This window comes from Aeromonas sp. DNP9, from assembly GCF_001728955.1.
Taxonomy (GTDB): Bacteria; Pseudomonadota; Gammaproteobacteria; order Enterobacterales; family Aeromonadaceae; genus Aeromonas; species Aeromonas veronii.
Window position 1 is genome coordinate 25413 of record NZ_LYSQ01000022.1, and the last position, 14877, is coordinate 40289.

The following is a 14877-nucleotide window of genomic DNA, read 5'->3' on the forward strand; positions in this document are numbered from 1 at the left end:
ATTCATTTAGATATCGTAAACGATAAGGGGGCATTATCCTATCGCCATAGTCATCAATAGAAAGGTGTCATCATGATCGCAAGAACCCGTAAATCACTGGCTGCCGCCCCAACCCCTATGGCGGGTCTGGCGCTGGGCATCGCCAGCCTTGGTTGGTGTTGGGAAAATGCCGGTCACTTCGATGGCCGGATGCAACTGCTGGGCGCTGCCATTGCGGCCGTGCTGCTGGTGATCCTGACCTTCAAGTTTCTGCTTCACCCCCGCCTGCTGTTGCAGGATCTCGCTCACCCTGTGGTGGGTAGTGTGGTACCGACCTATGCCATGGGTACCATGGTGGTCTCCAAAGCGCTCGGCATGATTGCGCCGCAAGCGGGCGAGGCCCTCTGGCTGTTTGCCGTGGCAGTTCACCTGCTGTTCCTGGCCACCTTTATCTGGCATCGCGCCAAAGAGTTTGAAATCCACCACATGGTGCCGAGCTGGTTCGTGCCGCCGGTGGGGATCATCGTGGCTGACGTCGCCTTCCCGGGTGGTCAGTTTGCCCCGCTGGCCAACGGTCTGCTCTGGTTCGGGATCATCTGCTATGGCCTGATGCTGCCGCTGATGCTCTATCGCCTGATCTTCAGCCATGAAGTGCCGGATGCCGCCAAACCGACCATCGCCATTCTGGCGGCTCCTGCCAGCCTCTCTCTGGCCGGTTATCTGACCGTCAGCCAGGAGCCGTCACTGCTGCTGGTGGCCGTGCTGTTGGGGATCGCCATCCTGATGACCGGTATCATCTATCTGGCCTTCATCAAATTGCTGCGTCTGCCCTTCTCGCCGGGTTATGCTGCCTTCACTTTCCCGCTGGTGATCGGTGCCACCGCCCTGTTCAAAGTGGCTCATCTGGTTGAAGGGTTTGCGCAAGGGAGTCACTACGTCGAGCAGATCAGACTGCTGGCCCACTTCGAGCTGGGGGTGGCTACCGTCATCGTCGGGTATGTGGCACTGCGTTACCTGATGTTTTTTCTGCCGCAGCGTGATACCGAAATGAATAACGGCATGGCCCGCCAGGGTGCTCACCGATAAATCTTGACGATGTGACATCGGGAAATGGATAAGCAGTGCGCTCCGAGAGCGACGGGATAAACGACCAGTCATACGATGGATGGACAAAGAGCCTCCACTCTGGTTGTGTAACGAGCAAAATGCCCCGCAGTGCGGGGCATTTTTTTATGGTTTTTTGATGTGGCGTCTGTGGCGGGCTATTTGCCATGGATTTAACTGGTATTACCTGTCAGGACGACTACAATGCAACACCACTTTTTCGCTCGACCCCAATACATGTCGTCCCAAGATCCCGTATTTGACTCCTCTTTTGAAGCCCGTTTTCTGCATCCCCGCTACTGGTTCAGCTGGTTGGCGCTCGGTGTGCTGATGCTGCTGGCCTTTGTGCCGGTGCGATTGCGCGACCGTTTGGCCGAAGCCTTGGCACCGCTGGTGTTTCGTATCTCGAAAAAACAGATCTATATCGCCAGAACCAATCTGGAGATCTGCTTCCCGGACAAGAGCTCGGAAGAGCGGGATGCCATTGCACTGACCTCGATCCGGGTCGGCCTCAAGAGTCTGTTGGGATTTGGTGAGTTCACCATGCGCAGCCAGCGTTATCTGATGAGCCGGATGCAGGTGATCGGTTGGGAGCATATCGAGGCGGAGCGGGCTGCCGGTCGTCCGGTGATCCTGGTAGTGCCTCATACCTGGCCGGTGGATGCCGCCGGTTACTGCTTCACCCAGCGCGGGGTGCCGATGTGCACCATGATGAAACGGGCGCGCAATCCGGTGTTTGATTGGCACCTCAACCGTGCACGAGCCAAGAACGGTTGCCGCGTCTATGAGCGCAGCGCCGGGATCAAGGCAGTGATCAGGACCATCAAGAGCGGTCGCAGCTTCTTCTATCTGCCGGATCAGGATCATGGCCGCGAGAAGAGCATCTTCGCCCCCTTCTTTGGCTATCCCAAAGCGACCCTGCCTGCCTTGCCCCGTCTCGTACAGGTCAGTGGCGCCAAGGCGGTGCCGCTGCTCGCCTGCTATGACGAAGCGAACCACTGCTACCGGCTGGAGATTGAGGCACCGTTTGACAACTATCCCACCGAGGATGTGATGGCAGATACCTGTCGTATGAATGACATGGTGCAACAGCAGCTGATGCGCCATCCGGGTCAATACATGTGGTTCCTCAAGATCTTCGATACCCGTGAAGATCAGGAGGGGCTGGATGGCCTCTACGAGGCGGGGATCCAGCGGATCCGCAAGGGATTGTCGCCCCACGGCTGACCCAGAATTTGCGTTGATTGAAATGGCCCCAGGTGGGCCATTTTTTATGATAACTCGTCTGATCAGTGCCTTGCTGGTCGATGGCTAGCCTCCCCAGGGTAGAAAAAAATGTCAGGATCACTACAATAACCGTTTGTTTTTGATGACTTGATGGCCGCCATGTCTGCGTTAGATCCGGTATTTGATACCTCATTTCATAGCCGCCTGCTGCATCCCAAATGGTGGGGTAGCTGGTGTGCGCTGGGCCTGCTTTCCCTTTTGGCATTTACTCCTGCGAGGCTGCGGGATCGTTTTGCCGATCTGGTCTCACCGACCCTGCTGCGTTTCTCGAAAAAACAGGCATATATCGCCGATACCAACCTCAAGATCTGCTTTCCCGAGCTGGATGCCGCCGCACGTCAGGCGCTGCTGCTCAAATCGATCCGGGTCGGTCTCAAGACCTTTATGGGCTTTGGCGAGCTCAGTTGGCGCAGCAAGGCGCGGCTGACCCGCCGCATCAAGGTCACCGGCTGGGAGCATGTGCAAGCGGAGCAAGCCGCGGGCCGCCCGGTGATCCTGGTGGTGCCTCATACCTGGGCGGTCGACATGATTGGCCGCTACTTCTCCATGATGGGCATCGAGATGTGCACCATGATGAAGAGCCCGAAAGATCAGGTGTTCGACTGGTACATCAATCGCGAGCGGGCCAAAGGGGGCAAAGTGTACGAGCGCAGCGCCGGGATCAAACCGGCGATCAAGTCGATCCGCGCCGGCGCCAGCTTTTTCTATCTGCCGGATCAGGATCACGGCCGCGAGGCGAGTGTGTTTGTTCCCTTCTTTGGCCGCCCCAAGGCAACCCTGCCAGCCTTGCCCAAGCTGGTGAAGCTGACCGGTGCCAGAGCCGTGCCCATCTTTGCCAGCTATGACGAGGATGAGGGACGCTATCTGCTGGAGATCGAGCCGCCGTTTGATCCTTATCCCACCGCCGATCTGCTGGCTGACGTCAACGCTATGAACCGGGTGGTGGAGATGCAGGTGGCACGTCATCCCGAGCAGTACATGTGGTTTCTCAAGATCTTCGAAACCCTGGAGCATCAGGAGGGGGATGACGGCCTCTATGAAGCGGGGATCCAGCGTATTCGTCAAGGCTTGCCGCCCGAACCTTGAAAATTGGCCCGCATGCGGGCCATTTTTGTTGGTACAGGCGCCTTTCGTATTTGGCCTGCTGCTGGTGGTTTTTAAGGCGAACGGGTGGACAAAAACAGCGCAAACAGGGGATAACAGGGTGTCTTATGAAAGGGAGAGGCAGGTGAGCGTGCGCGGAGCTATCTTCGAGAGCAGAAATAGGGTAAAAGGGCGGCCATGAAAATTCCAAATCGAATCCAACCTCTGGTTGATGACGGCCTGGTCGATGAGGTCGTCAGCCGGTTGATGAGCGGCAAAGAGGCCGATGTCTATGTGGTGCGCTGCGGCGACGAGATCCGCTGCGCCAAAGTGTATAAAGAGGCCTCCAAGCGCAGCTTCAAGCAGGCCGTGGTCTATCAGGAGGGGCGCAAGGTGCGCAACAGCCGCAGCGCCCGCGCCATGGAGAAGGGCTCCAAATATGGCCGCAAGCAGCATGAAGAGGTGTGGCAGAACACCGAGGTCGACGCCCTGTTCAAGCTGGCTGCTGCCGGTGTGCGGGTGCCGCAGCCCTATGTCTGCCTCGATGGTGTCCTCTTGATGGAACTTATCACCGATGAGGATGGCAATGTCGCGCCGCGCCTCAACGATGTGGCACTCACCCCCGAGCAAGCGGTCATCGATCACCACAAGGTGATCCGCTATGTGGTGCGGATGCTCTGCGCCGGTCTTATCCACGGCGATCTCTCGGAGTTCAACGTGCTGGTGGATAGCCAGGGCCCCGTCATTATCGACCTGCCCCAGGTGGTGGATGCTGCCGCCAACAATCAGGCAAAGGCGATGCTGGAGCGGGACGTCAACAACATGCGCAACTACTACGGCATGTATGCCCCCGAGCTGCTCAAGACCCGTTATGCCCAGGAGATGTGGGCGCTGTTTGAAGATGGCAAACTCACCCCTGAGAGCGAGCTGACCGGTCACTTTGAAGAGAGCCGCGCCGCCATCGATCTCGATTCGGTGCTGCAGGAAATCGAGAGCGCCGAAGAGGAGGCCTATGCCCGTCAGGCCCGGATGAAGGCGGAGCAGGAAGACAGCTACTAACGGTCTTGCCACGTTCGCAAAAAGAGCGCCTTCGGGGCGTAATGCCAGTCAGTTAAGCCTGACTGGCATTGTTTTTATTGGCTTTTTTCACACTGTACTTCTGTGGCCTTGGCTTCACACTGCGGGGGTAACTCCGCTCCCTTCGCTCCGGTAATACAAACTGCCCCGCCTGTTTCTCCAGCTCTGCCACCCGCTTCGGGATACTCCCCGGTGACAGGTACGGCATGCAGCTCAGTTCATGGATGAGGTACACCGATGCCATGTGAAAACTCAGCTGGCTCGCCGTGTATCCCTTCAGACTCGCCGCCATCTTTACCATCTGGCTGCGCAGCAGGTTGTACGCCAGCAGCACGCCCCACAGCTCTTGCCGTATCCCCGCCGCTTTCTTGCTGCGCAGGGTCAGCCGGTGTTGTTGCAGGCTGTGCTTCATCTCCCGATAGCCCAACTCGATTTCCCAGCGGTGGCTGTAGAGCTCAACGATGTCGGCACCCGGGAAGCGCATCGGGTCGACCATTGAGGTCAATACTTGGCGCTCCTTGCCATTGATGTGGCGGGTCAGCAGGCGGGCTTCCACTGTGTCCGGCAGGTGCGGCCACTTCTTCCTCGCCTGTGGGCTGGTTTTCAGCAAGACCAGTGCATCCTGGCGTCCCAGTTTGCGCACCACCTCGTATTGGGTGCCCTTTTTGAGCGGCAGCAACCAGTGCCGCTCAACGCCCGCAGCCTGCCATGCGTGGAGCAGGCCGAGGGAGTAGAACCCCTTGTCGAACAGGGTGAGCGAGTGGTCCGGCGTGCGCGCGATGAGTTGCTCGGCCAGTACCATCTCGTTGACGGCGCAGCTCTCCATGACGGCTTGCGTGAGCAGGTGGCTGGTCAGCTCCATCTGACAGAGCATGCGCACCTGCGGATAGGCGGTTTCGCCCTGCCGGGTACTGGGCTTGGCAAAGGCAGCGGCATTGTCCGGGGTATCGGGTGTGCGCCACATCACGCCATCAACGGCGAGCAGTTGCAGCCCGGCCCAACCCGGATGATTGGCCTGCTGGTGCCAGAGAGAGGCGGTCTCGTGAAACAGCCGCTCGATGCTCTTGTCCCCCAGTTTTTGGCGAGCTTGCAGAAAGGCGCTGGGAGCAACAAAGGGGCGGTCGCCGGGCAACAGGATATCAAGCTGATTAACCAGCTGGGTCATGGGGACGTGGCGGAAGATAGCCATGCCGATAATGGCCCAGACCAGACGCTATATGGGCATACGGCGGCGACGCAGGGTCACGACATCCTCTTCGGCAAGCAGCGTTGTTATGCGCTCGGGAGCAATGAAGTCTGAGAGTGACTCAAACTGAGCGGCATTGCTGGCGTGGAGGAAGTCGAGAGCGTGAGCGATACGCATAAAAAATCCGAAACCAATCAACAGGTTTCGGATTTTCACACAACAGAAGGATCGGTCAATGGATCCTTAACTGATCGGCATTAGCCTTCGGGGCGCTCTTTTTATTACTGCTGCGGCTATGGTCGGCTGGGGCTGGGGCTGGGGCAGGGGGCTAGCTGATACATCTCCAGCCAGTTGCGATCCCCCGGATGGAAGCGCCGCCCCAGCAACACGCCACCGGCTGCTGTAATGACCTTGCGGGAGGCCAGATTATCTTCGCCGCAGCTGATTAGCACCGGCGCTGCCAGCACCTGTTGTTGTACCCAGCGCAGCATTATGGTCGCGGCCCCTTCGCCACGGCGAGAGGGGCGGGTTTTGTAACCGATATGACCCAGCCACTGGCGGGTTGCCTCATTGTCACCGTGACGCAGTCGCAGGGTGGCGATGATCTCCTCGCCATCGAGGGCAAAATAGGTGGTGGTCGGCAGGTATCCACTGGGCAAGTTGCTCCCTTTGGCGTGATCCAGCAGGCTCTGTAGCCAGCCGTTCGGGTCAAATTGCGCCACCTGATAGAGCGGCTGTCCGTCCTCGGCGCATTCGGTGACATAGCGCTGGTAAGCCGGGGTATCTGCCAGCCTGGCCAGTCGGCACTGCAGAGCGAGAACTGCGCTCATGACAGGAGCGCGCAGGGCGGCAGCGGCTGCGGCTCGTTGTGGTGGAGCTCCTGCACGCAGGCCCTTTGCCTTCCAGCCTGTTTGGCGGCGTAAAGAGCCTGATCCGCTCGCAGGTAGGCCGCTTCAAACCCCTCGTCAGGGTGCAGCGAGGTGAGGCCGATGCTGAGGCTGATGGGGCCACCGGCCAGCTCCCGGGTCGCCTCGGCGATCTGCTGTTGCACGCTGTGGCAGTAGTCGGGTAGGGTCTGCGGGTCCGCCATCAGCAGCAGGGCCAGCTCATCGCCGCCAAGCCGACCGGCCATGCCCTCAGAAGGCAGGGTATTGGTGAGCACCCGACCCACGGCCCGCAGCATGGCATCACCGGCGGGGTGGCCGTGGCGGTCGTTGATCTGCTTGAAGTTGTCCAGATCGATCAGCAGCAGCTGGCCGGGGCTCGTCACCTCGCGGGCACGCAGGGCAACCTGGCGTTCGAAATAGTGGCGGCTGAACAGGCCGGTCAGCTCGTCCTGATTGGCACGCCGCTCCAGCTTGCGCTGGGTGGCCAGCAGGGCTTGCTGTTGGCGGGTGTGGACCAGGCTCAGCAGCAGATAACTGCGGGCGATGGTAAAGAGCAGGCTGAGCAGGATCACAGGCCCGAGCAGCGGGTCGGTGAAGGAGTTGGCCGCCAGCTCCGGCTGCCAGAGGTGTTTGGCGATCCGCAGTAGTTGCAACAGCAGTTGCAGGCCGAGCAGCAGAATGGCAAAGCGCAGCACCCGATAGACGGGGGCCAGCCGCTGGTAGCGCCAGAGCTGCCAGATAAGCAGCGCAATCTGCAGCGAGAGCACGCCGGAGAGCACGATGATCCGGCTATGCACATCAAAGAGGGGTTGCTGCAGGGCGGTCAGGGCAAACAGGACGAAACCGCCGAGGGTAACGGCGGGCAGCAGCCAGCCCAGTTGGTCGGCTTCACGGCGAAAGAAGTGGCGCATCCCCCGTTCATAGAGCAGGGTGGTCGACATCAACAGCAGGTTGGTGCAGAGAATATTGGCAAGGGATGCATTTCCCTCAAGGGGGCGCAGCAGGAGGCAGCAAAAAGCCCCCGCGATAACCAGTTCCCCAGCTGACCAGTAGATCAATGCCCTGATCTGGCGATGGGTGTGCCACATGGCGGCGAAAATGGTGGCTACCCCCACATGTGACAGCGTGACGAACAGCACCAGACTCAACAACTGGGCTGAGGAAAACAGACTTGGCATCAAGGGGCTCTCTGGGAAGTCACCTGTGAACGAACAGGCGATGGGGTATCGCCTGCTGGCAGTGGCCGATCACAACATGAATCCAACCTATTATCAATTGGTTAAATGGCCGAATGTGCTCACCTCCGACTTCTTGCACGATGGCAATTGCTGACGCGATTTATCAGCGCACAAGGAGCCATTTTATTGTCTTGTCAGTCAATTTCGCTGCGTGAAAGGTGGTTGTGTTGGCGGCAGGGTGAACCCAACCGCCAGACGTTGTGCTAATCGCAGGTTGCTGCAGGCAAGCGCATTACGATGGCCTCCCTGTCCAGATGAGTCAGCAGACGGCGCACGTCGTCGAGGCGGATGATCAGAGTTGCGGTGTTGACCAGCGGATGGCACTGCACCTGTTTGGCCTGCCAGATGGCCTCATCCACCACCAGCTCTACCGCTTTTTCCCTGTCGCGCACCATGGCGAGCAGGGTCACCGAGCCCGGGGTGAGGCCGAGTACCGCATCGAGCCGCTCGGGGGAGCCAAAGCTCAGCCGCTTGACGCCGAGCATGGCTGCCAGCGCCTTGAGGTCGACCCGGTACTCCTCCGGACTTACCACCAGAAACAGCCGCTCGCTTTTCGGGTCGCGTAAAAAGAGGTTCTTGGTCTTGGCGGCGGGCAGGTCGGGCAGCAGCTTGCTCGCCTCCTCACAGGTAAATACGGGGGGATGATCGACACGCTGGTAGGGGATAGCCAGCTGATCCAGCAGGGAATAGATTGCCACAAAGACTCCTTTTGTCGGCGAAGAGTGGTCAGAACGGGATGAGCGGGAATAACGACCGGATCGAGCTTACCAGTTTGACTCCCGCCTCGCAGCCAGCGTGACGATTGCGAGTAGGCACTGTATGAACGTACAATAGTCCCATTCTCGGACAGCCCCTTTACGCTTCATGACTGCAACCCAGCCCACTGTACCCGCCACTCCGCCGCTCGACGGTTTTATCCTGACCCGCCACGGTCGGGACGTGCGCGGTCGCAACGGGCTGCCTGCAACCACCGAAATCGTGATGTGGCTCTGGAGCGCGCAGGGGCCGGTGCGGGTGGTTGTGCCGGGGCAGGAGCCGGTGTTCTTTTTGCCGCAGAGCCATATGGCAGAAGCTGCCGAGCTGTTCAAGGGGGCCGGGGTGAGCGGGCGGTTTCGCCGCCTGCCGATGCACACTTTCGATGGCCGCCGTGTGGTGGGCTGCTATTTCGCTACCCTGAGTGCCTTTCACCGTGCCATCGAGCTGCTGCTTATTCGCGGGCTGGAGCACTTCGAGGCGGATATCCGGCTGCCGGAGCGCTTCCTGATGGAGCGCTTCATCACCGCTGGTGTGCGCTTCGATGGCCGGGCGGTAAAAAAGGGGGGCAAGCAGGGATACTGGGAGGTCAACGAGGCACGCTGCGCGCCGCAGGCGGTGACGCCAACCCTCTCCTGGGTGTCCCTCGACGTGGAGTGCGCCATGGACGGGGCCCTCTTCTCGGTCGGTCTTTATAGTGAGCAGGATGCGCGGGTCATCATGATTGGCATCCCGGAAGCGGATGCCGAGAGCTGGGGCACCCAGGTCCAGTGGGTAGAGGACGAGAGCGCCCTGCTGAGTGCGCTGGAGAGCTGGTTCAGCCTGCATGACCCCGATCTGGTCATCGGCTGGAACGTGGTCAACTTTGACTTTCGCCTGCTGCTACGCCGCGCCGAGCTTAACAAGCGGCGGCTGCGGCTCGGGCGGGGGCGCGAGCTCTGCTTCTGGCGCTCGTCACGGGGCGATCCCCAGACCGGCAACGTCATCATCCCCGGGCGCATGGTGCTCGATGGCATCGACACCCTCAAAAGCGCCACCTGGCAGTTTGCCAGCTACAGCCTGGATGCGGTGGCGAGCGAACTGCTCGGCCGCGGCAAGGATATCGAGGATGTGGCCAATCGGGGGGAGAAGATCACCGAGCTGTTCCACTCCGACAAGGAGGCGCTGGCCCGCTATAACCTGGAAGATTGCAAGCTGGTGTGGGAGATCTTCGACTACTGCCACCTTATCCCCTTTGCCATCGAGCGCGCCTCCCTCACCGGCCTTGAGCTGGACAGGGTGGGGGGCTCGGTGGCGGCCTTTACCAACCTCTATCTGCCGCGGCTGCACCGTGGCGGATACGTGGCCCCCAATTTGCCAGCCGATGGCGGGCTGGCGAGCCCCGGCGGTTATGTTATGGACTCCAAACCCGGTCTCTATCGCCATGTACTGGTGCTCGATTTCAAGAGCCTCTATCCCAGCATCATCCGCACTTTTTGCATCGATCCCATGGGGCTCATCGAGGGGCTGCAGCATCCCGAGCACGCTATTCCGGGCTTTCGCGGCGCAATGTTCTCCCGAACCCGCCACTTCTTGCCTGATCTCATCGCTACATTGTGGGCGGCGCGGGATCGGGCCAAGGCCGCCAGCAACAAGGCGCTCTCCCAGGCCATCAAGATCATCATGAACTCTTTCTACGGCGTGCTGGGGTCGGGGGGCTGCCGTTTCTATGATCCGCGCCTTGCCTCATCTATCACCCTGCGTGGCCACAGCATCATGCAGCAGACCCGCGAGTGGATTGAGGCGAAGGGGTTCGAGGTGATCTATGGCGACACCGACTCCACCTTTGTTCATCTGGGGCGCGAGACCAGCCCCGATGAGGCGGACGAAATCGGCCAGCGACTGGCTCAAATGATCAACGATAACTGGGCTGCACTGATCAGGTGCGAGTTCGACCTGCCGAGTTATCTCGAGATCCAGTACGAGACCCACTATCGCCGCTTTCTGATGCCCACCATCCGCGGCTTGGAGAAGGGGAGCAAGAAGCGCTATGCGGGGCTGGTTGGCAAGGCCAGTGAGGGGAGTGAACAGCTGGTATTCAAGGGGCTCGAATCGGTGCGCACCGACTGGACCATGCTGGCCAAGCAGTTCCAGACCCGCCTCTATGAGCTGGTGTTTCACGATGAAGATCCCAGCGGCTATGTGCGCACCATGGTGGATGAGACTCGTGCCGGTCGTCACGACGATCTGCTCATCTACCGCAAACGGCTGCGCCAGAAGCTCGAAGAGTATCAGAAGAATGTGCCGCCCCATGTGCGGGCAGCGCGGCTGGCCGATGAGGAGAACCTGCGCCGCGGTCTGCCCCAGCGCTATCAGCATCGGGGCGCCATCGCCTATCTGATGACCCTCAATGGCCCCGAGCCGCTGGAATACAGGCGCAGTGCCATCGATTACGAACACTATATCGACAAGCAGTTGCGGCCCATTGCCGACGCCATCCTGCCCTTTATCGGAGAGTCGTTCGACCGGATCTGCGGCCAGCAGCTGGATCTTTTTTGATTGGTGCAAGTTGGCACTTTACTTCCCATGAATACTGGATAAAAATACAGTTATAAATCATGGAGAAGTTTCCTATGCGTCTTGAAATCATCATCGACAGAAAACATCAGATCCCGACCTCGACCATGGAGGCGCTGCGTCAGGAGCTGCTCAAGCAGCTTGGCGAAAAATTCCCCGACATCCATGTGCGGGTCGCGCCGGGCAGCGCCATGGCCCTGACCGTCAGCCGTGCCAGCAAGGAAGACAAAGAGCTGGCCGAAGCCATGGTGCAGGAGGTGTGGGAGAACGCCGAGAGCTGGATGCCGGAAGAGAACGTCGCCTCCTGATCCCGCACGGTCAGTGGATAACACGGGCGTTGGATAAATGGGCGGCGGATAAACAGGCATGCCCGCTAATGCACTGCTGATACCCATACAACAAAAAACGCAGCCAAGTGGCTGCGTTTTTTGTTGGTGGTGAGAGGTTTGCGGTGGCTTGTCTGGCTCTGGGTTGAGCCAGGCCCGTTACAGCCCTGCCCAGCTTTTCAGGCTCTGCTGCTGCACCCGGCGGTTGGCTTCGCGGATCTCCCCTTTGGCGCGCAGATCGGCCAGCGCGATAGGCAGTGCGGCGCGGATCTCGCCACTGCTCATTCCGGCTTTGAGGGCCGGGTGATAGGCCATCTTGAGCAGCACATAGTCCAGCCCGGTCAAAAAGCTGTCGATGCTGTTGTCATTGAAGATGGAGGGAAACACCTTGTCCGAGTCGTTGGGCAGCCCCATCACCTGGGTGAACTCCTCCACCACACAGTCGAGAAAGCGACCCTTGGCCCGGCTGTAGTCTACCGGAATGATGATGGTGGCACGGCTGATCTCGTGTTTCGCATTGGTTGCGAAGTTGGCAAGGCAGAGCCCCTCCTTGAGCGCCATCTTGACCGATGGATCGCCTCCCATAGTACGGTTGGCCCAGCTCTTCATCTTGTTGTAGTCGGTCATGATCAGGGTGAGGTTGGGCTTTGCGGCCACCATGCTGATGGAGTGGCCGGTGATGCGGGCCAGATGGGCCGCCTGTACCTTCACCACGTCGGCCTGCAGCGGCTTGTCACCCGACTCGTTGATAAGTTGCAGCCGGATCGGCTGCTGCCAGCGGGCAAAACGGGTCTGCCTGGCTTCGCCATACTCCCGCTCCATGGCGATGGCCATAAAGCTCTCGACCAGATAGCTGTCGCTCTGCCAGCGCTCATCGGCCCAGGCGCTGTGGCCCGCGAACAGAAGCAGTAGCGCCAGCAGCCCGCGTGACGTGAAGCGGGGATGGGCAGCGTGGCCCAAGTTGGTCATTACCAAAGTGGCAATAAAGCGGGTGGCACCAAAGGGGATGGCGGCAAATGACATGTTTCCTCCCTGAAACGGTTGTCAGCCTAGCGGCTGGCCTTGTCGATATCGCGCCAGGTGAGCCAGAGCCTGAGATCAAACTCCAGTTGATGATAGTCCGGCTCCATGTGCTGGCAGAGCTGATAGAAGCTCTTGTTGTGATCCTTCTCTTTGATATGGGCCAGCTCGTGCACCACGATCATTTTCAGAAACGGGGGCGGTGCCTCCTTGAACAGGGCGGCGATGCGGATCTCGTTCTTGGCCTTGAGCTTGCTGCCCTGCACCCGGCTGACGTAGGTGTGCAGGCCGAGGGCATCCTTGATCACGTTGATCTTGCCATCGAACACCACCTTTGACAGGGGCGCCGAGCTCTTGAGGTAGCGGTTCTTCAGCTCCATGGTGTAGGCGAGCAGCGCCTTGTCGCTCTGGATCTGGTGGCTCTCCGGGTAGCGTTTGGCCAGCATCTCCCCCAGCTTGCCTGCCGCAATCAGCTGCTGTACCTGTGCCTTGAGAGGGTCGGGATAGCCGCCCAGATAAGTCAGTTCCGCCATGGTGTCACCCGTTACATCCAAAAGTGGGCCATTGTAGTCATCGCGGGCCTGCTTGCCTACTGGTGAGGCGTGAGGGGATGGAAAAAGGGCGGCCAAATGGCCGCCCTTTGCGTCTCTGCGCTGGTTAGCGGCGACGATAGAGACCCGGATCCACCTCTTCGTAGTGGCTGGTCAGGTATTGATAGAAGGCGAGATGGGAAGGGGAGCTCGGCTTTTTCAGCTCCTCGCTCACCCGATCCGGCTTGGCGATGATGAACTTCGGGCTCTGGCGCTGGATATCGGCCAGCACCCGCTCGCGCACGTCATAGGGCGGATTGACGTTGGCAAAGAAGAGGTAGGCGGAAGCCGGCTGGCGATCGGTCCAGAGATAATATTGCGGTTGGATGCCATCGACCCAGATCTTGTCGCTCGTGCTGGTCTCGGCCTTGATGCGATCGACCCGTACCTGCGCCGCCGGATTGAAGGGGCGCCCCTTGAAGGTCCCTTCCCAGGCGTTGTTGATCATCAGCAGCAGCATGGCCAGCGTCGCCAGCCAGGGGGTGGCACTGCGCACATCCCAGGCGCGCCAGAGGGGGATGAGGATAAGTACCGGCAGCGCCCACAGCAGGCTGGTGCCGAGCACCTCGTTGACCCGCTCGAGGGACCACTCCTTGGTGCTCCAGCCAAAAGCGAGCTGCTGGGCCAGCAGCCAACTGGCGGTCAAGACGACCAGCGAGATGCAGAGCAGGCCGATGGCATCTGCCTGCTGTTCGCTGCGATCCAGCAATACCGCCAGCGGCAGCACCGCCAGTTGCAGATAGAGCACGTCGTAGTGATCGAACACATGGCCGGAGACCGAGTTGGCGATCAGGGTAAACAGCACCCCAAACAGGGTCGCCAGCAGGGCGGGCAGATACCACTCCTGACGGCGGCTCAGCATCAGAATGATGAAGGCGGGCAGCAGCATGATGAGGCCGGTGCGCAGCAGGCCGACGGCGCCCACCATGGGGGAGAAACCATTGCCGTAGCTCCCCTCGAAGAAGATGTCGAAGGCGTAGTATTTGAAGGCCGCCAGTAGATCATGTTGCTGGAAGTAGGCGTAAAGCGGGCCGCCAATCAGCGCCAACCCCAGCAGGCTGGAGATGAGCAGCAAGATGGCGTCACGCCACTTTTCGTGCAGACACCAGTGGCAGAACAGCACCAGATACCAGGCACCCCAGAAGGCGCCGTTGTTGGTGCGCATCCAGGCGACGATGGCGAAGGTGAGGGCCGCCACCAGCGCCGGCCACCAGCGAAATCCCTTGTCCAGCAGCAGGGTAATGAAGGCCCACTGGGCGATGAGGGCGAGGTGGAAGGTCCAGTCCTCGGTCATGTTGCCGTAGTAGTAACGGGTGCCGTAGAGAGCCAGCACCGCCAGCATGGCGCCAAGGCGCGCCTTGAACGAGAGTCCGAGCTGGGCAAAGGCTTGCCAGCTGGCCAGCAGTCCGAGCCAGCAGAGCACCCACTCCAGTGCCCAGATCCCGACAAATCCCCCCAGTCCATAGCCCAGCGCGTCGAGGGCGAAGATCATCGGCCCCTTGATGTCGATCATGTCGCGATAGAGCACGCCCCCTTCGCTCCACATCTTGCCCATCACCGCGAACAGCGAGGCATCAAAGCCCGGCGCCATGGCGTGGAAGAGCGGGTTGCGCAGACAGAAGAGCAGCGCCAGCAGGGCGGTCAGCAGCACGATGGCTGGCTTGATGCCCGGGTTGACGCGAGGAGGGGTGAAACGGATGGAGTGATTCATGAAGTCGCCTGTTCCTGCAGCTGGTCTTGAAAGCGGGCCTATCTTGCCGAGCTAGTGAGTGCGATGCAATGGGGTGGGCC

The 14877-nt window shown here is 60.1% G+C and carries 13 protein-coding genes and 1 pseudogene; 7 read left to right on the plus strand and 7 right to left on the minus strand.

Annotated elements, in window-relative coordinates; all coding sequences use genetic code 11:
* Positions 1–72 precede the first annotated feature (72 nt).
* The 4 genes from A9G06_RS15560 to A9G06_RS15575 all read left to right on the plus strand — a co-directional run bounded on the left by A9G06_RS15560 (position 73) and on the right by A9G06_RS15575 (position 4512).
* Positions 73–1065 (plus strand): TDT family transporter, encoded by a 993-nt coding sequence (locus A9G06_RS15560; protein WP_005333439.1) that lies wholly within the window; start codon positions 73–75, stop codon positions 1063–1065.
* Between the two features lie 255 nt (positions 1066–1320).
* Positions 1321–2310 carry a lauroyl-Kdo(2)-lipid IV(A) myristoyltransferase gene (lpxM, locus tag A9G06_RS15565; RefSeq protein WP_069555834.1) on the plus strand — a complete coding sequence of 330 codons (990 nt, stop codon included), beginning with the start codon at positions 1321–1323 and terminating at the stop codon, positions 2308–2310.
* A gap of 150 nt (positions 2311–2460) precedes the next feature.
* Positions 2461–3456 (plus strand): lipid A biosynthesis acyltransferase, encoded by a 996-nt coding sequence (locus tag A9G06_RS15570; RefSeq protein WP_069555789.1) that lies wholly within the window; start codon positions 2461–2463, stop codon positions 3454–3456.
* A gap of 195 nt (positions 3457–3651) precedes the next feature.
* Positions 3652–4512 carry a PA4780 family RIO1-like protein kinase gene (locus A9G06_RS15575; protein ID WP_069555790.1) on the plus strand — a complete coding sequence of 287 codons (861 nt, stop codon included), beginning with the start codon at positions 3652–3654 and terminating at the stop codon, positions 4510–4512.
* Between the two features lie 52 nt (positions 4513–4564).
* Here A9G06_RS15575 and A9G06_RS15580 read toward each other — a convergent pair.
* The 3 genes and pseudogenes from A9G06_RS15580 to A9G06_RS15590 form a co-directional block, all read right to left on the minus strand.
* Positions 4565–5893: pseudogene (locus A9G06_RS15580) on the minus strand (IS4 family transposase).
* A 116-nt stretch (positions 5894–6009) separates the two neighbouring features.
* Positions 6010–6546 carry a GNAT family N-acetyltransferase gene (locus A9G06_RS15585; protein WP_069555791.1) on the minus strand — a complete coding sequence of 179 codons (537 nt, stop codon included), beginning with the start codon at positions 6544–6546 and terminating at the stop codon, positions 6010–6012.
* Positions 6543–7781, minus strand: coding sequence for a GGDEF domain-containing protein (locus tag A9G06_RS15590; RefSeq protein WP_069555792.1), 1239 nt, complete (start codon positions 7779–7781; stop codon positions 6543–6545). The genes A9G06_RS15585 and A9G06_RS15590 overlap by 4 nt, the downstream gene beginning before the upstream one ends.
* Positions 7782–7806: 25 nt before the next feature.
* On the opposite strand from A9G06_RS15590, the gene A9G06_RS22485 reads away from it, so the two are divergent.
* Positions 7807–7935: a hypothetical protein gene (locus A9G06_RS22485; protein WP_265062747.1), complete on the plus strand. Its 129-nt coding sequence runs from the start codon at positions 7807–7809 to the stop codon at positions 7933–7935.
* Between the two features lie 109 nt (positions 7936–8044).
* Here A9G06_RS22485 and A9G06_RS15595 read toward each other — a convergent pair whose 3' ends face one another.
* Entirely contained in the window at positions 8045–8539 is a 495-nt protein-coding gene (locus A9G06_RS15595; protein WP_069555793.1) for a prolyl-tRNA synthetase associated domain-containing protein, read from the minus strand.
* A gap of 166 nt (positions 8540–8705) precedes the next feature.
* Here A9G06_RS15595 and A9G06_RS15600 point away from each other — a divergent pair, with 166 nt between their 5' ends.
* Both A9G06_RS15600 and A9G06_RS15605 read left to right on the plus strand, forming a co-directional pair.
* Entirely contained in the window at positions 8706–11132 is a 2427-nt protein-coding gene (locus A9G06_RS15600; protein WP_069555794.1) for a DNA polymerase II, read from the plus strand.
* Between the two features lie 74 nt (positions 11133–11206).
* Entirely contained in the window at positions 11207–11458 is a 252-nt protein-coding gene (locus tag A9G06_RS15605; protein WP_005333426.1) for a DinI family protein, read from the plus strand.
* A gap of 177 nt (positions 11459–11635) precedes the next feature.
* Here the strand turns inward: A9G06_RS15605 and A9G06_RS15610 are convergent, their stop codons facing one another.
* The 3 genes from A9G06_RS15610 to A9G06_RS15620 all read right to left on the minus strand — a co-directional run bounded on the left by A9G06_RS15610 (position 11636) and on the right by A9G06_RS15620 (position 14797).
* Complete coding sequence (locus tag A9G06_RS15610; protein ID WP_069555795.1) at positions 11636–12499, minus strand: DUF2927 domain-containing protein; 864 nt, start codon at positions 12497–12499, stop codon at positions 11636–11638.
* Between the two features lie 26 nt (positions 12500–12525).
* Positions 12526–13029 carry a M48 family metallopeptidase gene (locus A9G06_RS15615; RefSeq protein WP_033137854.1) on the minus strand — a complete coding sequence of 168 codons (504 nt, stop codon included), beginning with the start codon at positions 13027–13029 and terminating at the stop codon, positions 12526–12528.
* 124 nt (positions 13030–13153) lie between these two features.
* Positions 13154–14797, minus strand: coding sequence for a hypothetical protein (locus tag A9G06_RS15620; protein WP_069555796.1), 1644 nt, complete (start codon positions 14795–14797; stop codon positions 13154–13156).
* Positions 14798–14877 lie beyond the last annotated feature (80 nt).